Here is a 20,374-nt window from a genome sequence, read left to right on the forward strand (position 1 = left end):
CCCCGGACGGCCCGCGCCCGCGGCCCGTTACGGCCTGCGCCGACGGCCTGGTACGCCCCGGGGCGGCCCGGCGTAGGGTCTGGGCAGAGACCGGCGGGCGCCGCGACCCGGCGCCACCACATCCTGGAAGGCACCGTGACCGCGAACACCGCACCGGACCTGCTCGACCTCGCGCCGCTGGGCGCGGACCACTTCGCCCGCATCGAGGACAAGATCGCCGCGCTGATGCGCACCCGCGAGACCGTCGTCACCATGCAGGGCGAGGCGCTGCTGCCGCTGGAGGCGTGCATCCGCTCGGCCGTGCGCCCCGGCAGCACCGCCCTCAACGTGATCACCGGGCCGTACGGCGAGACGTTCGGCGGGTGGCTGCGGTCCTGCGGCGCCGACGTGGTCACGGTGTCGGCGTCGTTCAGCGGCGCGGTGAGTCCGGAGCGGATCGCCGACGCGCTGCGCGCCCACCCGGAGATCGACTTCGTCAGCCTGGTGCACGCCGAGGCGGCCACCGGCAACACCAACCCGGTCGCCGAGATCGGCCGCGTGGTGCGGAAGCACGGCGCGCTGCTGATGCTGGACGCCGTCGCCTCCGTCGCCGCCGAGCCGCTGCTCACCGACGAGTGGGGCGTGGACCTGTGCGTCATCGGCGGGCAGAAGGCGATGGCCGGTCCGGCGGGCGTGTCCACGGTGTCGGTCAGCGCCCGCGCGTGGGAGCGGATCGCGGCCAACGAGCAGGCGCCCCGGCGCTCGTACCTGTCCCTGCTGGACTGGAAGGAGCGCTGGATCGACGGAGGGCGCGCGGTACTGCCGCACGCCCCCGCCCAGTTGGAGATGCTTGCCCTGGAGCAGGCGGCCGACCGGATCGCGGCCGACGGCCTGGACGCGGTGATCGGCCGCCACCTGGCCGCCCGGGGCGCCACCCGCACCGGCGTCCGCGCGCTGGGCGGGCTCACCCCGTACGTCATCCGGCCCGAGCACGCGGCGCCCGCCGCGACCACGCTGCGCGCGCCCGAGGGCGTCGACGCGCGGGAGATCGTCGCGGCGGCCCTGGCGGCCGACCCGTCCGTACCGCTCCAGGCGGGCGGTGGCGCGCTCGCCAAGGAGATGATCCGGGTGAACCACTACGGGACGGCCGCCGCCCGCGCCACCGTCCTGGACTCCCTGGCGGCCCTCGCGGCGGGCCTGCGGACGCTCGGCGTCCTGGTCGCGGACGACGACGAGGTGCTGGCCGCGGCGGGGGCGGAGTGGGACGGCCTCGTCCGGGGCTGACGTCCGGATGGTGAAGCGGCCGGTGCGCGGCGTGCGCGCCGGCCGCTTCGCTGTCCGGAGACACGTGTCAGGGCCCGTGTCAGGGGCGTGACAGCCGCGTGTCAGGGCCGGCCGCGACGGTAGGGGCATGAACGGTTCGGCGATCGCGGTCTCGGGACTGCGCAAGACATACGGTGATCAAGTCGTCCTCGACGGCATCGGCTTCGACGTCCCCGCGGGGTCGGTCTTCTCCCTGCTCGGCCCGAACGGCGCGGGCAAGACGACGACCGTCAACATCCTGACGACGCTGGCGAGGGCTGACGCCGGAACGGTGCGCGTCGCCGGGCACGACGTCGCGACCGGGACCAGGGCCGTCCGCGCGGCCATCGGTGTCACCGGGCAGTTCGCGGCGGTGGACGAGCTGCTCACCGGCCGGGAGAACCTCCGGCTGATGGCCGACCTGAAGCGCGTCCGCTCCGCCGGCCGGGTGGTCGCGGGGCTGCTGGAGCGGTTCGACCTGGTGGAGTCGGCGGACAAGCCGGCGGCGGCGTACTCCGGCGGCATGCGCCGGAAGCTGGACCTGGCGATGACGCTGGTCGGCACCCCTCGGATCATCTTCCTGGACGAGCCGACGACGGGCCTCGACCCGCGCAGCCGCCGCACGATGTGGGACATCGTCCGCGCGCTGGTGGCCGACGGCACCACCATCTTCCTCACCACCCAGTACCTGGAGGAGGCCGACGAACTCGCCGACCGCGTCGCGGTGCTGAGCGGCGGTGCGATCGCCGCCGAGGGCAGCCCCGACGAACTGAAGCGGCTGGTCTCCGGCGGGTACGTGCGGCTGCGGTTCACCGACCCGGCCGCGTACCGGTCCGCCGCCGGTGCGCTGCGCGAGGTGACCGCGGACGACGAGACGCTGTCCCTGCGGATCCCCAGCGACGGCAGCCAGCGCGAACTCCGCGCCCTCCTCGACTGGCTCGACGCGTCCGGCGTCCAGGCCGACGAACTGACCGTCCACACCCCCGACCTCGACGACGTCTTCCTCTCCCTCACCGACCACGCTCACAAGGAGGCGATCGCGCCGTGACCACGCTCCCCGCGCCCCTGGCCGACTCGTTGATCATGCTGCGCCGCAACCTCAAGCACACGGTGCGGAATCCCGTCACGGTGTTCCAGGCGCTCCTCTTCCCCATCGTCATCATGCTGATGTTCGTCAAGGTGCTCGGCGGCGGCTTCGCCGTCGGCGAGAAGTACATCGACTACGTGACGCCGGGCCTGCTCGTCATGGCCGTCAGCTACGGGCTGGGGACCACGGCGGCGGCCGTCAACTCCGATATGACGAAGGGCGTCATCAACCGGTTCAAGGTCATGGACGTCTCCCGGGGCGCCGTACTGACCGGGCACGTCGTCATCACCGCGCTGCGCTGCCTCGTCGCCTGCGCGGCCATCGTCGGGGTCGCCTTCGCGATGGGCTTCGACCCGGGGGCGGGCGCCCTCGACTGGCTCGGCGTGGTGGGGATGATCCTGCTGCTCGGCGTCTCGGCCGGCTGGCTGACCGTCGCCCTGGGACTCGCCGCGAAGACCGTGGAGTCGGCGGGCATGGCCACCGTTCCGCTGATCATGCTGCCGTTCCTGAGCAGCGCGTTCGTGCCCGCGGACACGATGGGGACCGGCGTGCGGCAGTTCGTGGAGTACCAGCCCTTCACCCCGATCATCGAGACGCTGCGCGGGCTCCTGGCAGGACACCCGTCGGGCGGCGACGCGGCCGCGGCGGTGGCCTGGTGCGTGGGGTTCGCGGTGCTGGGGTACGCGTGGGCGGTCGCGACGTTCAAGAAGCGGGCGTGACGCAGCCCGTCCGGCGTTTGAGGGCCGGGGGCACCCGAGGGGTGCGCCTCTACGACAGCACCACCCTCACCAGCCGCTCCCAGTCCCCCTCCGCCCCCTCCCGAGCCGCCCCCGCGAAGGCCGCCTCACCGAGGCGCCCCCGCGCCACCCGCTCGATCCGGATCGCGTCCGGGTGGGAGCGGTCCGGCAGCCCCCGTACGGCCGCGCTCGCCCCGAGCAGCCGCACCGCCTGCGCGGGTTCGCCGCGGCGCAGCGCCAGGTCGGCGACCCCGACGAGCACCTGCGCGATCAGCGGCGCGTGCCCTGCCTCGGCCGCCGCCGCGCAGGCCGCCGCGCGGTGCGAACGGGACTCCTCGACGTCGTCGGTGAGGTAGGCGAGCAGATCGTGGCGTCCCGCGCGGACGTTCGGCTGCTCCGCCTCGTCGCCCCAGAGGGCCGTCGCGACGCCGAGCTGCCGGCGGGCCTCCTCGGTGTCGCCCCGCCAGCGGGCGAGTTCGGCCCGTACCAGGGCCAAGTCGATCAGCGCGTCCGGCCAGGTGACCCGCTCCGCGCGGCGCGTCGCCTCGGCGAGGGCCGCGGCGCTCGCCGCCTCGTCGCCGAGCAGCCGGTACAGGCGGGCCTGCCGGGCCCGCATCCGGATGACGTCCTCGGTGGCGCCGACCTCGGCGACGGCCGCGATCGCCTGCTCGTAGTGCTCGCACGCGGCGGCGAACTCGCCGCGTACCGCGATCCGTTCCGCCAGTTCGGTCAGGGCGATCGAGATCCCGTACCGCTCGCCCAGCGCCCGGAACTCGGCCACCGCGCCCTCCAGGTACGCGTCCGCCTCCCGCCCGCCGTGGCCGAGCATGGCCCGCATCTTGCCCAGGTGCCAGCGGCCCAGGGCGCGTACCCAGGGATCCTCGTCGTCGAGCAGCGGCTCGAACGCGGACAGGGCCGAGCCGGGCGCCCGCAGCATGCGCTCCAGCGGATCGACGAGCCTCAGCAGCGGGTAGCGGTGCCGCCGGTTCCGGCTGAGCCGGTGCACCTCGCGGATCCAGTGCTCCGCGTGGTGCTCGTCGCCCTGACCGCCGCTGACGAACAGCACCACCAGCCCGTACGCCATCGCCCGGACGTCGTCATCCGCCGTACCGGGCGCCGCGGCGGCGGCCGTGACCAGCTCGTGGCCCTCGGCCTTGTGCCCGCTGAGCCACCAGTACCAGCCCGCCCCCGCCGCGAGCCGCATCGCCGCCTGCGCCTCGCCGGCCGCGAGCGCGCCGCGCAGCGCCGCGACGATGTCGTCGTGCTCGGCGTCGAGCGTGGCCAGCCAGTCGAGCTGCTCGGCGCGGCGCAGGTGGGCGTCGGCGGTCTCGGTGAGCTCGGTGAAGTACGCCAGGTGCGCCCGGCGTGCCGCTTCCGTCTCGCCCGCCTCCGCCAGGCGCTGCGCGGCGTACTCCTTGATCGTGCCGAGCATGCGGTAGCGCGGGGCGCCGTCGTCCGCGGCGACCAGCAGGGACTTCTCGGTCAGGGTGGTGAGCAGGTCGAGGACGTCGTCGCGCGTGACGCCGTCCGCTTCGCTCGCGCAGACGTGTTCGGCCGCCTCCAGGCTCGCGCCGCCGGAGAACACCGCCAGCCTGCGCAGGACCGCCCGTTCGGCGTCGGTGAGCAGCTCCCAGCTCCAGTCGACGACCGCCCGCAGCGTGCGGTGGCGCGGCAGCGCGGTCCGGCTGCCGCCGGTCAGCAGGCGGAAGCGGTCGTCGAGGCGGGCGGCGAGCTGGTCGACGGAGAGCGTCCGGAGGCGGGCCGCGGCCAGTTCGATCGCCAGCGGCATCCCGTCCAGCGCCCGGCAGACGCGCGCCAAGGTCGTCAGGGTGCGGTCGTCGGCCGTGAGGTCCCGGCGCACCGCCCCGGCCCGGTCGCGCAGCAGCCGGACGGCGGGGGACGACGCGATCACGCCCGGCTCCGCGTCCGCCTTCGGCAGGGCCAGCGGTTCGACGGGCCACAGCGCCTCGCCGGTGATGCCCAGCGGCTCCCGGCTGGTCGCCAGGATGCGCAGCCGCCGGCACTCGCCGAGCAGCCGGTGGGCGAAGACCGCCGCGGACTCGATGACGTGCTCGCAGTTGTCCAGGATCAGCAGGGCCTCGCGGTCCCGGACGGCGGCGACGAGCCGGTCCGCGGGCTCGGCGTTCGGGGCGCCGCCGAGGAGGGCGTCCCGGAGACCGAGCCCGGCGAGCGCCGAGTGCGCCACGTCGGCGACGTCGCCGTCCGGGCCGAGGGCGGCGAGCTCGACCAGCCAGACGCCGTCCGGCAGTTCGCCGAGCAGCGTCCGCGCGGTCTCCGCGGCCAGCCGGGTCTTGCCCGAGCCGCCCGGGCCGAGCACGGTGGTGAGCCGGTGCCCGGCGACGAGCTCCCGGACGGCGGCGATGTCGGCGTCCCGGCCGACGAAGGTGGTCAGCTCGGCGCGCAGGTTGGTCTTCGGGGGCTCCTCGCGGCGCACCACCTCGCCCCGCAGCAGCGCGACGTGCAGCGCGGCCAGTTCCGGGGAGGGGTCGGCGCCCAGCGCGTCGGCCAGGGCCTCCCGCGCCCGCTCGTACACCAGCAGCGCCTCGCTGTCGCGGCCGGCGGCGGCGAGGGCGCGCATCAGGGCGGCGGCGAACCGTTCCCGCAGCGGGTGCGCGGCCACCAGGTCGGTCAGCTCCCGGACCGACTCCGCGCCGCGCCCGAGGACGATCTCCGCGTCGAACCGGTCCTCCAGGGCGGCCAGGCGCAGCGCCTCCAGCCGGCCGGCGGCGGCGTCGAACGCGGCGCTGTCCCGCAGGGGGACGTCCTGCAGGGCGGCGCCGCGCCACAGGCCGAGGGCCTCGCTCAGCAGCCGGGCCCGTTCGGAGGCGTCCGCCGTACGGGCCTCCGCCGTGCGCCCGTCCGCTGTGCGGGGCGGTTTCGTACGGGTGTGCGCGGCGGTGACGAGGCGTTCGAACCGCACGGCGTCGACGGCGTCGGGGTCCACGGCCAGCCGGTAGCCGTCCGTCCGGCCTTCGACCGCGTCGCCGTCCGGCAGCGCCTTCCGCAGCCGGGAGGCCAGGCGCTGCAGGGCGTTCGCCGCGTCGGCGGGCGGGTTCTCCCCCCAGATCCAGTCGACGAGCGACGCCTTCGGGACCACCCGGCCCGGTGTGAGCGCGAGGGCGGCGAGCAGCGCGCGCAGCCGCGCGCCCGGCACGTCGACCAAGTCGCCGTCGTTCGCGCGTACCTCGAACGGACCCAGCATCCCGATCTGCACGCGCTGATTTTGCCATGGGCGTCCGGCGGGCTCGCCGGGCCCGATCCGCCTCGGCCGCCCACTCGATCCGCCGCGTTAGAATCGGAACTCTCATCCCGCTTCCGTCCCGCTCCTTCTCGAGGCCCTCACCATGTCGCGGAATCCCGCTCCGACGCCCTCCGGCAGCCGGCCGGGCCCGCTCCGGGCGGACGCGCGCCGCAACCGCCAGCTGGTGCTCCAGGCGGCCCGATCCGCCTTCCAGGAGGCCGGGTTGAGCGTCCCGCTGGGGGAGATCGCGCGCCGGGCCGGGGTCGGTACGGGCACCGTGTACCGGCATTTCCCTTCCAAGGAAGCGCTGTTCAGGGCGACGGTCGTGGACCGTGTACGGCTCTTCACGGACACCGCACGGGAGTTGGCCGACGCGGCCGACCCCGGCCCGGTGTTCTTCCGGTACCTGGCGTCGGTGGTCCGGCTGTCGGCGCGGAACAAGGGCCTCTGTGACGCCCTGGAGGCGAGCGCGGAGGGCCGGTTCGACCCGTCGCCGGGCGTGGAGCGGGACTTCCGCGAGGCGCTGTCCGTCCTGCTGCACCGGGCCCAACTGGCCGGTGCCGTACGGCGGGACGTCACGCTGGACGACGTGCTGGTCCTGCTGCTCGGCTGCCTCTCGATGGAGCAGCGGCGGGGCTCCCACGGCGAGCCGGGGCGGATGACGGCCCTGATGTGCGACGCTCTGCGGCCGGGCCGGAACGTGACGAAACTCCCCGTCCAGGCGCCACCACGGCGTAACGAAACGGGTTGCCCGGTGTGCGGGACCGCGCTGCCCGCCGCCCGCACCGGACGGCCCGCCCGGTACTGCGGCGGGGCGTGCCGGCAGAAGGCGCACCGGCGGCGGGCGGGGCAGCGGGTGCGGGGGCGGGAGGGGGAGCTGTAGAGCCCGCGGACCCTGCGGACCCGCGGACCCGCCGGGTCCGGAGGGCTCAGAGGTGGTACTTGAACCCGAGGTGCGACGCCTCGAAGCCGAGCCGCTCGTAGAAGCGGTGCGCCTCCACCCGGGTCGCGTCCGAGGTGAGCTGGAGCAGCACGCACCCCTGGCGGCGGGCTTCCTCGATGGCCCACCGCATGAACCGGCCCCCGATGCCGTTCCCCCGCTCGTCGGCGTGGACGCGGACCGCCTCGACGAGCGCGCGCTTGGAGCCGCGCCGGGAGAGGCCGGGGATGACGGTGAGCTGGAGCGTGCCTATGGTGCGGCCGTCCCGGACGGCGACGGTCAGGTGCTGATGGGGGTCGGCGTCCAGGGTGCGGAACGCCTCCAGGTAGGGGGTCAGGTCGTCGGGTGACTCCCGTCGGGAGCCGAGCGGGTCGTCGGCCAGCATGGCCACGATGGCGGGGATGTCGTCGACGGTCGCGCGCCGGAACTCGATGTCGCTCATGATCGCGACCTTATGTGCCGGCATGGCGTCGCCACGAGGGTCGGGGCGAGGGCGCGAGGGCTGTCGCGGGGGTTGTCACGGGGGGGGGCGCCATGGAGATGGTCACGAGGGTCGGCACAAGGGCCGTCACGAGACCGGAGCGAGCGACTCCACCGCGGCGACGAGCGGGGCGAGTTCGGGCCGGGCGGCGGCCTCCCGGAGCGCTGCGCGCAGGGCGGTGTCATTGGTCGGACGGGCCTCGGCCAGCAGCGCGAGCCCTGCCTCGGTGACGTCCGTGTAGATGCCGCGGCGGTCGGTGAGACACAGGTAGCGGGTGAGCAGGCCGCGGTCCTCCAGCCGGTTGACCAGGCGCGTCGTGGCGCTCTGGCTGAGCACCACCGCGTCGGCGACCTCGTTCATGCGCAGGTGACCGCCCTCACCGCTGTGCTGCCGACTGAGCACGTCCATGACGGAGAACTCCCGGACGCTCAGGCCGTGCGCGGCCTGGAGCGCACGCTCGATGTGCGCCTCGATCCGGCCGTGCAGCGCGGAGAGGGCACACCAGCCCTGGGCCAGGCCGGCCAGTGCGGGGTCCAGCGTGCGAGTCATGGGGCCCTCCTTCGTTCGGTCGTCCGTCGGGCGGCGACGCTGCACACGGGTGCGGGGGCGGCCTCCGGGCCGTCATCACCAGGATACCGCCCCAGCGCAATAGTCGGCGCTTGCAAGTAACAGGCGTCTGCAATTATTGTGGACGCCGGTTGGGGCTGCGCGCATGGACCGGCGGGCACCCCGGCCGTACCCACGGACGCCGGGCCGGAACGGCCTGCCCGGTCCGGCGCCCGTAGCGGCGGACCGGGGCGCGCGCCGCATGCACGCCCGTCCCCGCGCTCCGGGCCGACGACGCCCCGGACGGACCCCCGCGTTCCCGCCCCTCCGAGAGCCTCCCCGACCCAAGGACCCCCTCATGCCCCTCGCCCTGCTGGCGCTCGCCATAGGCGCCTTCGGTATCGGCACCACCGAATTCGTGACCTCGGGCCTGCTTCCCGAGGTGGCGGAGGAATTCCACGTCTCCGTCCCCACCGCCGGCTGGCTCACCACCGGCTACGCGCTCGGCGTCGTCATCGGCGCCCCGATCCTCGCGATCCTCGGGAGCCGCGTCTCCCGCAAGAAGATGCTGATCTCCCTGATGGGCCTGTTCACCGCGGGCAACGCGCTGTCCGCCGTGGCCCCGGTCTTCGGCGTGATGCTCGCCGGCCGGATCGTGGCCTCCCTCGCGCACGGCGCGTTCTTCGGCATCGGCGCGATCGTCGCCGCGGGGCTCGTCGCCCCGCGGAAGAAGGCGGGCGCCATCTCGATGATGTTCTCGGGGCTGACGGTCTCCAACATCGTCGGCGTCCCGTTCGGGACCCTGCTCGGCCAGAGCGCGGGCTGGCGCGTCACCTTCGCCGCCATCGCCGTCCTCGGACTGCTCGCCATGCTGGGCATCGCCACCCTCGTGCCGCGGCTGCCCCACCCCGAGCGCACCCCGGTCTCCGGCGAGCTCGCCGCCTTCCGCAACCCGCAGGTGCTGCTCGCCATGGCCATGACCGTCCTCGGCTTCGGCGGCGTCTTCACCCTCAGCACCTACATGGCGCCCGTCCTCACGGACGTCGTCGGGTACGCGCCGTCCTCCGTGACCTGGCTGCTGGTCCTCTTCGGCTTCGGGATGTTCGGCGGCAACCTCATCGGCGGCCGGTTCGCCGACCGCGCCCTGATGCCCATGCTCTTCACGGCCCTCGGCGGACTCACCCTGGCCCTCGCTCTGCTGCCGCTCGCCGCGGAGAACAAGGTCACCACGGCCATCGCCCTGCCGCTGATCGGCGGGTTCGGCTTCGCGACCGTGCCGCCGCTCCAGAAGCGGGTGCTCGACCAGGCCGCCGCCGCCCCGACCCTGGCCTCCGCCGGCAACATCGGCGCCTTCAACCTGGGCAACGCCATCGCCGCCTGGCTCGGCGGCCTGATCATCTCCGCCGGGTTCGGCTACACGACGCCGACCTGGGCCGGCGCGGCGATGACCGCCGGTGCCCTGGTGCTCGCCCTCGTCTCGGCGGGCCTGGAGCGGCGGACGACGGACGCGAGCCGCGTCGCCGGCCGGACGGTCGGGGACTCCTCCGACGTCTCCGACGCCCGGACGGCCGTGGCGGCAGGACGCTGACGGGGCGGGGCAGGGCGGGGCGCCCCGGGGGATATTCCCTCGGAGGGCGCCCCGCCGCCTGCCTACGCTTCCCGCCATGAGCAGACTGCACTTGTTCGACCTCGACGGCACTCTCGTGCACGGCTCCGCGGCGGCGATCGAGATATCCCGGCAACTCGGCTGCGAACGGGAGATCGACGCGCTGGAACGGGACTTCTTCGACGGGCTGATCGACCCGGCCGGCTTCGCGGCGGCCGCCTGCGCGTTGTGGGGCGAGGCGCTGACGGACGCCGTGGTGGCCGCGGCCTTCGAGAACGCGCCCTGGCTGGAAGGGATCAAGGACGTCTGGGCGGACATCGAGGCCCGGGGCGAGCGCTGCGCGGTCATCTCGCTGTCTCCCCAGTTCTTCGTGGAACGCCTCACCGGCTGGGGCGCCCACGCCACCCGCGGTTCACGGTGGCCGGCGATCCCGTTCCGTGAACCGGTGGATCCGGCGGGCATCCTCAGCGCCGAGGCGAAGGTGCGGATCGCGGACGAGCTCTGCGCCGCGTACGGGCTCACGCGCGCCGACTGCGTCGCGTACGGCGACTCGATGTCCGACGCCCGGCTCTTCGCCGCCGTCCCCGTGTCCGTCGCCGTGAACGCCGACCACCACGTCCGTGACGTCGCCTCGCTCGCGTACAACGGCCTTGACCTCAGGGAGGCTTACGCGCTGGTCGGGGACGGGCGCGGGTAACCGCGGCCGGCCAGGCCGCCGGGTGCCGCCCGTGCGTCGCGCACCCGGCGCCGTGCGTCGCCCATTCGTCGTCCAACCGTCGCCCAACCGTCCGTTCGAACCGGGAACCATAACCGCAATCGACCGCCCGCCGCGCGGAGTTCCGCGAAACGGCCGGAGCCCGGGCGCGGGCTGGCATGCTACCCGGCACCGAACACCCCATCACCCCAAGGGGATCGCGGGCACCGCCCGGCTCGGCCGGGCGGCGCGGACCGACGAGAGATGGTCGAGGCGAGAGACGAATGGACGCTCCGAGCCGCCCGTCGCCCGAAGGCGGCGCACCCGGCAGGCGAGGCGACTGGGGCTGGTTCACCCCACCCGGCAGCCCCTCGACGACCCACCGCCCGGAGCACGGGGAACCCCCACTTCCGGGCAACTCCCCTGCCCCGGCCAACTCCTCCGCCCCGGCCAACTCCTCCGCGCATGGTGGCTCCCCCGCGCCGGCCAACTCGCCCGCCCCGGGCGTTTCCCCCGCCCCGGACGGCTCTCGCCGCCCCGACGCCACCACCGCCATCCGCGGCGCCTTACGCGCCGGCCGCCGCCGGGCCACCCCCGAGCCGGGCGGCCCGGGCGGCCCGGACGGACACGGCCGCACCGCCTCCGACGGTCGGCACCGCGACGTACGGCCCGCCCAGGGGACTCCGGGCGGACACGGCCGCACCATTCCCGGCCATCCGCACCGCGAAGGTGGTCCTGCCCCCGACGCTCCGGGCGGACACGACCGGGCCGCCCCTGACGGTCCGCACCGCGACGGCGGGAAGGACGCCCGGAGCGTGCGCGACGGTGCCGGTGCCGGTGCTGTCGGCGCAGATGGGGTCCGGCCCGGCCGGGCCGACGCGTCCGGCGCCCGGCCCGGGTCGTCTGCCGGACACTTCCACGACGTCGGCCCCGGCGGAGGTACCGGCCAGGGCGCCGGCACCGGACGCCGGACGGCGGCGGACGACGGCCCGCAACGCCCCGGCGGGCACCCGCAACCGCACCCCCACGACCGGCTTCCCCCTGCACCGCCCGAGCTGCCGCCCGCCACGGCCACCCCGCCGCCCGCCACGGCCGGCCGCGCCGACGCCGCCCCCGACGGCGAACTCATCCGCCGCACCCTGGCCGAGATCGAGCCGATCGCCGACACGGTCGTCTCGCACTTCTACGCGCTGCTCTTCCTCCACCACCCCCCACTGCGTGACCTGTTCCCCCCGGCCATGGACGCCCAACGCGACCGCCTCTTCAAGGCCCTGCTCACGGCGGCCCGTTACGTCGACGACGTGGCGGCCCTCACCGCGTACCTCTCCCCGCTGGGGCGCGGGCACCGCAAGTACGGCACCCGGCCCGAGCACTACCCCGCCGTGGGCGAGAGCCTCATCGGCGCTCTCGCCCGCTATGCCACCCGCACCTGGGGTCCGGCGACGGAGGCCGCCTGGGTGCGGGTCTACACGGTGATCTCCCAGATCATGATCGACGCCGCCGCCGAGGACGAACCGGGCTCACCCCCCTGGTGGCACGCGGAGATCGTCGGGCACGAACTCCGCACACCGGACATCGCCGTGCTCACCCTGCGCCCCGACCAGCCGTACCCCTTCCTCGCCGGCCAGTACACCAGCGTCGAAACCCCCTGGTGGCCGCGTGTGTGGCGGCACTACTCCTTCTCCTCCGCCCCCCGTCCGGACGGACTGCTCTCCCTCCACGTCAAGGCCGTCCCCGCCGGCTGGGTGTCCGGTGCGCTGGTCCATCGCGCCCGCCCCGGGGACGTCCTGCGACTCGGTCCTCCCGCCGGTTCCATGATTGTGGACCACACCACTGACAACGGGCTGTTGTGCCTCGGCGGCGGCACCGGCATCGCCCCGATCAAGGCGCTCGTCGAGGACGTCGCGGAGCACGGCGGCCGCCGGCCCGTCGAGGTGTTCTACGGCGCCCGGCACGACGGCGGCCTCTACGACATGGACACCATGCGGGAACTGGAACGCACCCACCCCTGGCTGTCCGTACGCCCGGTGGTGTCCGACGGCCCGACGAGCGCCCTCAGCGGCCAACTCCCGCACGTGGTGCGCGCGTACGGGCCGTGGAACGCGTACGACGCCTACCTCTCCGGGCCGCCGGCGATGATCCGCAGCGGTCTGGACACCCTGGTGGGGGCCGGCATCCCGACCCACCGAATACGCCATGACGGGATCGACGGACTTCTTGCGGAGGCGAGAGGCTGATGCGGACGGACGAGCGGGCGGCGACGGACGAGCTCGTGGTGACGGGCGAGCTCCCGGTGGTGAACAAGCTCGTGGTGGCGGACGCGCCGGTGCTGCCGGAACCACCTGCTCCGCGCCCGGGCAGTGCGGGGGAGCACGCCCTGCAGAAGCGGTTCGGCACCGTCGACCGCGCCGACCGCTTCTACGCCGAGCAGACGCTCGCCCACGTCAACTCCGCCATGCGGGAGTTCCTGGCCCGGCAGGAGATGTTCTTCCTGGCGACCGCCGACGCGAGCGGCGCCTGCGACAACAGCTTCCGGGCCGGGCCGCCCGGATTCCTCAGGGCGCTGGACGAGCGCACCCTCGCCTACCCCGAGTACCGGGGCAACGGGGTCCTCGCGAGCCTGGGCAACATCGAGGAGAACCCCCGGGTCGGCATTCTGCTCGTCGACTTCTTCCGCGACCGCGTCGGCCTCCACGTCAACGGGCGCGCCAGGGTCGTCGAGGACGCCGAGATGCGGACCGCCCACCCCGGCCTGCCGGTTGAGGACGCGCCCGGCCGCCGTACGCCGGTCTGGGTGGAGGTCACCGTGGAGGAGGCGTACGTGCACTGCGGCAAGTACATCCCCTGGCTGAGCCGGGTCGGCGACGGGCGGCTCGGCGAGGACGGGGCCGGTCCGGCGGTCGGCGGCCGCCGGAGGGGCGGCGACTACTTCGGGGCCGCCGCCGGCCGTCCCTGAGGGGCGAGTGGGGGTGGGGCGCTATCCGAGATCGTCGGCGAGCAGCGCCCGTACCCCCTCGACGTTCTCGCGCAGATAGGCGCGGAGCGAAGGCGGCACGACCTCCACCGAGGCGATGCCCTCGCGGGTGAACGGCACCCGGACCACCTCGTAGGTGCCGCGCGGTTCGTCGACCTCGGGGCCGTGCCGCAGGGCGAGGTCCATCGAGGCCAGGCGGCAGACGAAGAAGTGCTGGACCTTGACGCCGCCGGGCACGGTCCGGTCTTCCGGGTCGGCGGGGTCGGGGACGTGGAGGACGGTGTCGACGAACGCGGGCACGACGTCGACGACCTTCGCGCCCAGTTCCTCGTCGACCTCCCGGTGCAGGGCGGCGATCACGGTCTCGTCACCGGCTTCGACGCCCCCGCCCGGAGTGATCCAGTAGGGGGCCTCCCCGGGCTTGGTGCGCTTGATGAGGATGAGGTGCAGCTCGCCGGAGCCCGAGCCCGGCTCGTCTGCCAGCAGGATGGCGCGGGCGGTGCGTTTGACCACCGGTCGTACGGTCATAAGCGACATCTGCCGCGTCAAGGCCGTCGCGAAACCCCTTGCTCACCAGGAAACGGCGGCGCGCAGCAGCCACTCGTGTGCCCGGGCCAGATGCGGGTGGGCCAGGGTGCCGGTCCGGACGACGAGGAAGTACGTGCGCAGCGGCGGCACCGGCGGGTTGAGCAGGGCGACGACCTCTCCGGTGTCCAGCGCGTCCTCGCACAGATAGCGGGGGAGGACCGCGATGCCCGCCCCCGCGACGACGCAGGACAGCACCGCCCGGAGATCGGGGGCGATGACGGCGCCGGTGGCGACGGGCTTGCTGTCGAAGACGGCGGACCAGTAGCGGCTGACGAACGGCAGGCTCTCGTCCACCTCCACCACCGGCAGGTGTTGCAGGACGGCCACCCCCTTGTCGCGGACGACGGCCGCGCCGCCGAGCCGGGCCGCCCAGCGCGGTGCCGCGATCAGGACGTGCTCCTCGTCGCACAGCGGCGTGGCGGTCAGCAGCCGGCCCCGGGGGCGGGACGTGGTGACGGCGAGCTCGTGGTGGCCGGCGGCCAGCCCTTCGAAGAGCGGTTCCGACATGCCCTGGGCGGCGCGCACGGTGAGCCCCTGGATGATCAGCGGGCTCAGTGCGGGCAGCACGCGCAGCGCGGTGAACTCCGGCGGGCCCGCCAGGTGGAGGGTGCGGTGCGGCCACTGCTCGTCGAGCCCCGATTCGGTGATCTCCAGCAGGGCGTCGACGTGTGGCACGATCCGGTGCGCCAGTTCGTCGCCGAGCGTCGTGGGGGTGACGCCGCGCGCCTGGCGGAGGAAGAGGGGATGGCCGAGTTGGCGTTCCAGCGTGCGGATGTGCCCGGTGACCGCCGGCTGGGAGAGGCCCAGGAGGGCGGCGGCGCGGGTGAAGGAGCCCGCCCGGTGGACGGTGACGAAGGTGCGCAACAGGGTCAGATCCATGCTGTCTCCCCGGGAGGTCCGCCACCGACCGTAGAGGAACTATAAATAAGTCGATAGGGCTGTGTCGTCGGGGTGATTGGACACTGACGTAGGGTCAACTAGCCTTGGTCGCGCGGTTCTTCTTCACGCGGACCGCGGCGGCTCAAGCCATGAGGGGGGAGGCTTGAGCCGCCTTCGCGCTGCCGCGGGCCTGGTTCACGGTGTCCGGGCCGGCCGGGCTCCGAGTCGTCACGTCGCCAAATCACGTGCCGCCGCCTCGGTTTACCCCTGTCACTTTGTCGACGATGGAGGCGTTCCGGCGTCGGCCGCCCGGTTGTCTTGTCGATGTTTCCCCGGGCCGCCGCCCTCCCCTGACCCGGTCCCGCCCGGTCCGGCCGTGCACGCGCGGGACGCGACGCGTCGTGCTGACAAGGTGTGCGTCGGGGTGCGCCCATGGCAGTCTGGGGCGCATGGATGAGTTCTCCGCCGGCGCGTCCCCGAACCCTCCGTACCCATGGCGGTCACCGGCCCTGCCCGGTGAACCGCCGTACTACACCACGGACACGTGCGCCGGCTGCGGCGCCATCGTGCACGGCATCCACGGCCGCTGGACCTGCGCCGCCTGCGGGGCGTGCAGCCCGTACCAGGAGCCTCCGGAGGGCTGGTCCACGGAGATCACCCCGGAGGAGCTGGCCGCCAACACGGTCGGGTACGACCCGCCGCCGGCCGGCCGGTGATGCGACTTCCGCCCACCACTCCGCCCCCCCCGCCCTTTCGTACGTGCAGCATCGGTCATCGTCGCGGTGCTTGCCGCGTCAGTCCTTGTCGTCCGGCAGGATCACATGCATCGCCCAGGCCACGATCGAAATGATCACGCCGCCCACCAGCGCCGGTCCGAAGCCCCCCACGTGGAACGCGAGATCGAACTTCCCGGCCAGCCAACTGGTCAGCAGCAGCATCAACGCGTTGATCACCAGAGTGATCAGGCCGAGCGTGAGGATGAAGAGCGGGAACGACAGCAGTTTGACGACCGGCTTGACGAAAAAGTTGACCAGGCCGAACAGGAGCGCCACGACGAGCAGCGTGATCGCCTTGGCGGCGGTCGTCTCACCGGCCAGGGTGATGCCCTTGAGCAGCCAGATCGCCACTGCGAGGGCCGCCGCATTGGCGATCGTCTTGACTACGAAATTCTTCATACGTGAGATCGTGGCAGACGGGACCGACAGGTGGGATCGGCGATCGGCGGCATGGCCGGCGCCCGGAGGAGGAGACGGCGAATGAAGGCGTTCCGGCTGGATGAGCTGGAGGCGGAGCGGGCCGCGAACGAAGGGGCGTACCTGCAGTTCCTCAAGGAACGGAACATGTCGGTCGGCCTCTACGCGCTCGACGCGGGGGACGTGGACCCGCAGGGCCCGCACGGCCAGGACGAGGTGTACGTGGTGGTGAGCGGCCGGGCGTCGATCACCGTGGGGGACGAGACGACGGAGGTCGCCCGGGGCAGCGTCGTCTACGTTCCGGCCGGGGTGACGCACCGGTTCCACCACATCAGCGAGGACCTTCGGGTCCTGGTCGTCTTCTCCCCGCCGGAGAGCTGACCCGGCCCGTCGCCCGGGGATCCGACCCGGCCCTGTCGTCCGGGAGCCGGTCGTCGGCGCGGGAGCGGGTCCGGGCCGGGTCCGCGGGAGCCGGCCCGGCCGAGGGCCCGCGGGTCCCGGGATCTCAGGGTCGCCGGCGCCCATCCCGTAGGGGAAGGTTCAGGGATGTACGGGGGTCGCGGCGGCCCCGTTCGCACCCCGGTCCGCCCTAGCATCGAAGCAGGCCGGGGCGACCGCTCCGGACGGCCGGTGACACCGGTGGCACACGACCCGCCCGCCGCTCGCGCCGCGGACGGCGGAGTGGCACAGGCGGCCGTGATCCGACAACGACGCGCAAAGCGGAGAGCAGGGAACGACATGGGTCAGAAGGGGATACTCGCAGGACTGCCGTGGTGGGTGAAGTGGATCGCCCTGCCGGTGCTCGTGTGCGTGGTGTTCGGCAGCCTGATCATCAGCGTGCTGGGGATCGTCATCGACGTCCTGTTCAAGGCGCTGCTGCTGGTCGCGCTGATCGGTGGCCTGGTCTTCGTCGTCAAGAAGTTCACAGGGTCCTCGTCGTCGAAGGGCGGCGACTGGTAGGCCCGTCGCGCCGGCGAATTCGTCAACTCAACGAATCGGAACGCGGGGAGTAACTTCGGCCGTCAGCCGGTACGGCCGGTTCACCCCGGCACCGAGTGTGCGAGGAGGGGCGGGATTTCCGCCCCTCCGGCATGTCCCGGCACGATTCCAACCGGTTTGCGCGGGACAGGAGTAGGGCGGGCCCGGCCCGCCCGTTTCCCCGTCGCCCCAGCGTCGTTCCCCCGTCTTCCGCCGTCGCGCCGTCGGCCGCGCCCGCCGCCGGTACGCCGCCCGTCAGCCGCCTGGCCGCTGCTCATCAGGTGCCCGTCAGGTGCCCGTCCACCGTCCCGCCTCGGCGGTGGGCGCCTCCGCACTTTGGCCAGTTCTCTGCTTATGTCCGCCCGGAATCCGGCGGAACGACTCCATGCCGTAGTCGAGTCGCTACTCTCCAGAGTCGAAGAGCCGTAAGCTCCCTCTCAATCTCTATCGGTAACTGAAAAATCACTCCTTGTGATCCGCAGGGCGTTGTTGTCAGACTATGGCGTCATGAGTAGGGCCATGAGGATCCAATCCCGGCCAAACCGACAAAGACGGGGCATTGGGCGATGCGCGACACAGTTCAGGCAGAAGTGATCATGACGTTCCTCGTCTCCGAGGAGCTGTCCTTCCGTATCCCGGTGGAGCTGGCCTATGACAGCAGCGATCCCTACGCGGTGAAGTTCACCTTTCACCTGCCCGGCGACGCCCCGGTGACCTGGGCTTTCGCAAGGGAGTTGCTGCTCGACGGGTTGAGCCAGCCCTCCGGCGAAGGCGATGTGCACATCGCCCCCGCCTCCGCGCAGCACCTCTCGGACGTGTTCATCCGTCTGCAAGTGGGCGGCGAAGGCGCGCTGTTCCGGGCCGGGGCGGCGCCCCTCGTGGCCTTCCTGGACCGGACGGACCGCGTCGCCCCGCTGGGCGAGGAGCGCTCGGTCGCCGATTTCGACTACGACCTGGCCGCGGCGCTCGAGAGCATCCTCGCCGGCAACACCGAGGGGCAGAACGCCGGTTAACGTGCCGGTGCGCCGCCACCGCCCCCGGCCGGGCCCCCGGCGGGCCGCTCGACCGGCACCCGCTCGGTGCGCGGGACGGGACCGCCCGGCGCGGCGGCCGTACCCCGGTCGGGGAGCCCGGCCCCGCCGTCGTCGGCGCCCCCTGCGGCCCCCGGTGCCCGGCCGCCCCTTCCGCCGGGTCCGCTGGTTCCACTGGCCCCGCGGGTGCCGTCGATGCCGCCGGCGCCAGGGCCGCCGTCGAGACCGCCGCTCATGGACGACAGGAGCTGCCGCGCCAGGCCCAGGCCCGTACCGCCCAGGGTCAGCGCCTTGGCGAACGCCTCCGACAGGCCGTCCGCGCCGTTCAGCACCACCATGTGATCCACGCTTCCGAACGCCTGGGCGCCGGCCCCGACGATCTCGGGCCACTTCTCGGCCAGTTGCTGGGCGACCACCGCGTCCTGGTTCTCCGCCAGCGCCGCCGCCCTCGCCTTGATCGCCTCCGCCTCCGCCAGCCCCTTGGCCCGGGCCGCCTCCGCGTCCGCGAGGCCCCGGGCCCTGGCCGCCTCGGCCTCCGCCAGCCCGCGCGCCCGGGTGGCCTCCGCCTCGGCGAGCCCCTGCGCCTTGGCCGCCTCGGCCCCCGCCAGGCCCTGGGCCTTGGCCGCCTCGGCCTCGGCCACGCCCTGCGCCTGCCCGGACGCGGCCTCCGCCTCACCGGTGGCCCGCGTCGAGGCCGCCTCGGCCAGGCCGCGCGCCTTGGTGGCCTCCGCCTCGGCCGCGGCCTCCGTCTTCACGCGCGTCGCGTCGGCCGCGGCGGCCAGCTCCGTCTCCCGGGCCAGCGCCTGCGCCGCCGAGATCCGGGCGTCCCGCTCGGCCTCCGCCAGGGTGCGCGTCTTGTACGCGGCGGCGTCGGCCGGCTTCCGGACGTCCGCCTGGAGCTGCTGCTCCCGGCGCCGCGCCGCCAGCTCCGCCACCCGCGTCTCCTGGACCACGACCTCCTGCTGTGCCGCCGCCTCGGCCAGCGGACCGGCCTGCCGCGCCTTGGCCGCGGCGCCGTCCCGCTCGGCCTGGTAGCCGGCCTGGAGTATCTCGCTGTCCCGGGTGGCCTCGGCCATCCGCGCGGCCGCTGCCTGCTCGGCCTCGGTGGCCAGCCGGTCCGCCTCGGCCTGGGCGATCCGGGCGTCCCGGTGCACGGCCGCGGCGTGCGGCGCGGAGAGGTTCTTGATGTAGCCGGTCGGGTCCTGGATCTCGTGGATCTGCAGGGAGTCGATGATCAGGCCGAGCTTCTCCATCTCGGTGCCGGAGGCCGCCCGGGTCTCGCCCGTCAGCCGCTCCCGGTCGCGGATCATGTCCTCCACGGTCAGCCCGCCGACGATCGACCGCAGGTGTCCGGCGAACACGTTGTGCACCCGCTCGGACATGAACTTCTGCTGGTCCAGGAAGCGGCGGGCGGCGTTGGCGATCGAGACGAAGTCGTCGCCGACCTTGAAGATGACCACGCCATGGACCTTGAGCGGTATGCCCTGGTTCGTCACGCAATCCACGTTCAACTGCGCCTCGTTGAGGTCCAGGGACAGCTTGCGCACCACCTGCACCCCGGGCAGCACCAGCGTGCCCCGCCCGGTGACGATCCGGAAGCCCATCCCCTCCCCGAGGCCCTCCGTGCGGTGCTTCGAGCCGGAGATGACCAGCGCCTCGTTGGGCTCCGCGACGCGCCACATCAACTTGAACAGCCCTACCGCGAGGGCGACGGCCACCACGACGGCCCCCGCCACGATCCCGATGAACATGTCCCGTTTCCCCCTTTTGCGTTGCGGCCCGGTGGGCGCGTCGTGACCCGTCGGGCGCTGGTCACCGTCGGGCGGGTCACCCGTAGGCGGATGTCACATAGACCGTGCGGGGCGGCTGGTACTCCACGACCACCACGAGCGTCCCCCGCGTGATGCGCTCGCCCGGTTCCACCGCGTACGCCAGGAACGCCTCGGCGCCCCCGCGCACACGGAGCATCACCTCGCCGACCAGCCCGGGGCCGATCGCCCCCGTCACCCGGCCCGTCTCCCCGATCACGGCACCCCCCGTCCGGCCACCCCACCGACAAACACCTGCGAGCGGGCGCCCGCCGGCGCCCGTACCGCC

20 protein-coding genes are annotated in these 20,374 nt (G+C 73.8%); 12 read left to right on the forward strand and 8 right to left on the reverse strand.

Translation table 11 applies throughout. The annotated features are described in order from the left end of the window. Positions 1-135: 135 nt before the first annotated feature. The 3 genes from ACH4PU_RS08235 to ACH4PU_RS08245 all read left to right on the forward strand — a co-directional run bounded on the left by ACH4PU_RS08235 (position 136) and on the right by ACH4PU_RS08245 (position 3,087). Positions 136-1,263, forward strand: coding sequence for a pyridoxal-phosphate-dependent aminotransferase family protein (locus tag ACH4PU_RS08235; RefSeq protein ID WP_398267813.1), 1,128 nt, complete (start codon positions 136-138; stop codon positions 1,261-1,263). A gap of 127 nt (positions 1,264-1,390) precedes the next feature. Continuing rightward, a complete protein-coding gene (locus tag ACH4PU_RS08240; RefSeq protein ID WP_398267816.1) occupies positions 1,391-2,329 on the forward strand; it encodes an ATP-binding cassette domain-containing protein in 939 nt (312 codons plus the stop codon). Continuing rightward, on the forward strand, positions 2,326-3,087 hold the full coding sequence (locus tag ACH4PU_RS08245) for an ABC transporter permease (RefSeq protein ID WP_398267819.1): 762 nt from the start codon (positions 2,326-2,328) through the stop codon (positions 3,085-3,087). Before ACH4PU_RS08240 ends, ACH4PU_RS08245 begins: the two co-directional genes overlap by 4 nt. Before the next feature lie 49 nt (positions 3,088-3,136). Here the strand turns inward: ACH4PU_RS08245 and ACH4PU_RS08250 are convergent, their stop codons facing one another. Next, the gene (locus ACH4PU_RS08250; protein WP_398267822.1) at positions 3,137-6,340 is read right to left on the reverse strand and encodes a BTAD domain-containing putative transcriptional regulator; all 3,204 of its coding nucleotides are present in this window, start codon (positions 6,338-6,340) and stop codon (positions 3,137-3,139) included. Between the two features lie 130 nt (positions 6,341-6,470). On the opposite strand from ACH4PU_RS08250, the gene ACH4PU_RS08255 reads away from it, so the two are divergent. Beyond that, positions 6,471-7,250 (forward strand): TetR/AcrR family transcriptional regulator, encoded by a 780-nt coding sequence (locus tag ACH4PU_RS08255; protein ID WP_398267825.1) that lies wholly within the window; start codon positions 6,471-6,473, stop codon positions 7,248-7,250. A gap of 46 nt (positions 7,251-7,296) precedes the next feature. On the opposite strand, the gene ACH4PU_RS08260 is transcribed toward ACH4PU_RS08255, so the two are convergent. Next, on the reverse strand, positions 7,297-7,749 hold the full coding sequence (locus ACH4PU_RS08260; protein ID WP_398267828.1) for a GNAT family N-acetyltransferase: 453 nt from the start codon (positions 7,747-7,749) through the stop codon (positions 7,297-7,299). A gap of 126 nt (positions 7,750-7,875) precedes the next feature. Further along, positions 7,876-8,337, reverse strand: a complete 462-nt coding sequence (locus tag ACH4PU_RS08265; protein ID WP_398267831.1) for a MarR family winged helix-turn-helix transcriptional regulator — start codon at positions 8,335-8,337, stop codon at positions 7,876-7,878. Positions 8,338-8,692: 355 nt separating this feature from the next. On the opposite strand from ACH4PU_RS08265, the gene ACH4PU_RS08270 reads away from it, so the two are divergent. The 4 genes from ACH4PU_RS08270 to ACH4PU_RS08285 all read left to right on the forward strand — a co-directional run bounded on the left by ACH4PU_RS08270 (position 8,693) and on the right by ACH4PU_RS08285 (position 13,590). Then, the gene (locus ACH4PU_RS08270) at positions 8,693-9,922 is read left to right on the forward strand and encodes an MFS transporter (protein ID WP_398267834.1); all 1,230 of its coding nucleotides are present in this window, start codon (positions 8,693-8,695) and stop codon (positions 9,920-9,922) included. A 76-nt stretch (positions 9,923-9,998) separates the two neighbouring features. Further along, the gene (locus tag ACH4PU_RS08275; protein ID WP_398267837.1) at positions 9,999-10,637 is read left to right on the forward strand and encodes an HAD family hydrolase; all 639 of its coding nucleotides are present in this window, start codon (positions 9,999-10,001) and stop codon (positions 10,635-10,637) included. 281 nt (positions 10,638-10,918) lie between these two features. Next, a complete protein-coding gene (locus ACH4PU_RS08280; protein WP_398267840.1) occupies positions 10,919-12,871 on the forward strand; it encodes a globin domain-containing protein in 1,953 nt (650 codons plus the stop codon). Then, positions 12,871-13,590, forward strand: coding sequence for a pyridoxamine 5'-phosphate oxidase family protein (locus ACH4PU_RS08285; protein ID WP_398267843.1), 720 nt, complete (start codon positions 12,871-12,873; stop codon positions 13,588-13,590). The genes ACH4PU_RS08280 and ACH4PU_RS08285 overlap by 1 nt, the downstream gene beginning before the upstream one ends. Positions 13,591-13,611: 21 nt before the next feature. Here the strand turns inward: ACH4PU_RS08285 and ACH4PU_RS08290 are convergent, their stop codons facing one another. Further along, a complete protein-coding gene (locus ACH4PU_RS08290; RefSeq protein ID WP_398267846.1) occupies positions 13,612-14,136 on the reverse strand; it encodes an NUDIX domain-containing protein in 525 nt (174 codons plus the stop codon). Between the two features lie 42 nt (positions 14,137-14,178). Continuing rightward, positions 14,179-15,075 (reverse strand): LysR family transcriptional regulator, encoded by an 897-nt coding sequence (locus ACH4PU_RS08295; RefSeq protein WP_398267849.1) that lies wholly within the window; start codon positions 15,073-15,075, stop codon positions 14,179-14,181. A 449-nt stretch (positions 15,076-15,524) separates the two neighbouring features. Here ACH4PU_RS08295 and ACH4PU_RS08300 point away from each other — a divergent pair, with 449 nt between their 5' ends. Next, entirely contained in the window at positions 15,525-15,791 is a 267-nt protein-coding gene (locus tag ACH4PU_RS08300; protein WP_351507663.1) for a hypothetical protein, read from the forward strand. A gap of 78 nt (positions 15,792-15,869) precedes the next feature. Here ACH4PU_RS08300 and ACH4PU_RS08305 read toward each other — a convergent pair whose 3' ends face one another. Continuing rightward, positions 15,870-16,250 (reverse strand): phage holin family protein, encoded by a 381-nt coding sequence (locus tag ACH4PU_RS08305; RefSeq protein WP_398267853.1) that lies wholly within the window; start codon positions 16,248-16,250, stop codon positions 15,870-15,872. 81 nt (positions 16,251-16,331) lie between these two features. Between ACH4PU_RS08305 and ACH4PU_RS08310 the strand changes: the two genes are divergently transcribed. The 3 genes from ACH4PU_RS08310 to ACH4PU_RS08320 all read left to right on the forward strand — a co-directional run bounded on the left by ACH4PU_RS08310 (position 16,332) and on the right by ACH4PU_RS08320 (position 18,259). Beyond that, positions 16,332-16,649 (forward strand): cupin domain-containing protein, encoded by a 318-nt coding sequence (locus ACH4PU_RS08310; protein WP_398267856.1) that lies wholly within the window; start codon positions 16,332-16,334, stop codon positions 16,647-16,649. A gap of 357 nt (positions 16,650-17,006) precedes the next feature. Next, positions 17,007-17,228 carry a DUF5326 family protein gene (locus tag ACH4PU_RS08315; protein WP_185940397.1) on the forward strand — a complete coding sequence of 74 codons (222 nt, stop codon included), beginning with the start codon at positions 17,007-17,009 and terminating at the stop codon, positions 17,226-17,228. A 584-nt stretch (positions 17,229-17,812) separates the two neighbouring features. Continuing rightward, positions 17,813-18,259: an SsgA family sporulation/cell division regulator gene (locus ACH4PU_RS08320; protein ID WP_004948386.1), complete on the forward strand. Its 447-nt coding sequence runs from the start codon at positions 17,813-17,815 to the stop codon at positions 18,257-18,259. Here ACH4PU_RS08320 and ACH4PU_RS08325 read toward each other — a convergent pair. Next, positions 18,256-20,028 carry an SPFH domain-containing protein gene (locus ACH4PU_RS08325; protein ID WP_398267860.1) on the reverse strand — a complete coding sequence of 591 codons (1,773 nt, stop codon included), beginning with the start codon at positions 20,026-20,028 and terminating at the stop codon, positions 18,256-18,258. The genes ACH4PU_RS08320 and ACH4PU_RS08325 overlap by 4 nt on opposite strands. Before the next feature lie 76 nt (positions 20,029-20,104). Continuing rightward, positions 20,105-20,305, reverse strand: coding sequence for a hypothetical protein (locus ACH4PU_RS08330; protein WP_185940399.1), 201 nt, complete (start codon positions 20,303-20,305; stop codon positions 20,105-20,107). Between the last annotated feature and the right edge of the window lie 69 nt (positions 20,306-20,374).

It is taken from the genome of Streptomyces sp. NPDC021100 (genome assembly GCF_044333095.1).
Lineage (GTDB): Bacteria > Actinomycetota > Actinomycetes > Streptomycetales > Streptomycetaceae > Streptomyces.

What these genes read in the sequence shown, in the direction of transcription:
- ACH4PU_RS08240 (WP_398267816.1), top strand. Translation starts at nt 1,391, where the DNA reads ATGAACGGTTCGGCGATCGCGGTCTCGGGACTGCGCAAGACATACGGT.
- ACH4PU_RS08255 (WP_398267825.1), top strand. Translation starts at nt 6,471, where the DNA reads ATGTCGCGGAATCCCGCTCCGACGCCCTCCGGCAGCCGGCCGGGCCCG.
- ACH4PU_RS08260 (WP_398267828.1), bottom strand. Translation starts at nt 7,749, where the DNA reads ATGAGCGACATCGAGTTCCGGCGCGCGACCGTCGACGACATCCCCGCC.
- ACH4PU_RS08265 (WP_398267831.1), bottom strand. Translation starts at nt 8,337, where the DNA reads ATGACTCGCACGCTGGACCCCGCACTGGCCGGCCTGGCCCAGGGCTGG.
- ACH4PU_RS08270 (WP_398267834.1), top strand. Translation starts at nt 8,693, where the DNA reads ATGCCCCTCGCCCTGCTGGCGCTCGCCATAGGCGCCTTCGGTATCGGC.
- ACH4PU_RS08275 (WP_398267837.1), top strand. Translation starts at nt 9,999, where the DNA reads ATGAGCAGACTGCACTTGTTCGACCTCGACGGCACTCTCGTGCACGGC.
- ACH4PU_RS08280 (WP_398267840.1), top strand. Translation starts at nt 10,919, where the DNA reads ATGGACGCTCCGAGCCGCCCGTCGCCCGAAGGCGGCGCACCCGGCAGG.
- ACH4PU_RS08285 (WP_398267843.1), top strand. Translation starts at nt 12,871, where the DNA reads ATGCGGACGGACGAGCGGGCGGCGACGGACGAGCTCGTGGTGACGGGC.
- ACH4PU_RS08290 (WP_398267846.1), bottom strand. Translation starts at nt 14,136, where the DNA reads ATGACCGTACGACCGGTGGTCAAACGCACCGCCCGCGCCATCCTGCTG.
- ACH4PU_RS08295 (WP_398267849.1), bottom strand. Translation starts at nt 15,075, where the DNA reads ATGGATCTGACCCTGTTGCGCACCTTCGTCACCGTCCACCGGGCGGGC.
- ACH4PU_RS08300 (WP_351507663.1), top strand. Translation starts at nt 15,525, where the DNA reads ATGGATGAGTTCTCCGCCGGCGCGTCCCCGAACCCTCCGTACCCATGG.
- ACH4PU_RS08305 (WP_398267853.1), bottom strand. Translation starts at nt 16,250, where the DNA reads ATGAAGAATTTCGTAGTCAAGACGATCGCCAATGCGGCGGCCCTCGCA.
- ACH4PU_RS08310 (WP_398267856.1), top strand. Translation starts at nt 16,332, where the DNA reads ATGAAGGCGTTCCGGCTGGATGAGCTGGAGGCGGAGCGGGCCGCGAAC.
- ACH4PU_RS08315 (WP_185940397.1), top strand. Translation starts at nt 17,007, where the DNA reads ATGGGTCAGAAGGGGATACTCGCAGGACTGCCGTGGTGGGTGAAGTGG.
- ACH4PU_RS08320 (WP_004948386.1), top strand. Translation starts at nt 17,813, where the DNA reads ATGCGCGACACAGTTCAGGCAGAAGTGATCATGACGTTCCTCGTCTCC.
- ACH4PU_RS08325 (WP_398267860.1), bottom strand. Translation starts at nt 20,028, where the DNA reads ATGTTCATCGGGATCGTGGCGGGGGCCGTCGTGGTGGCCGTCGCCCTC.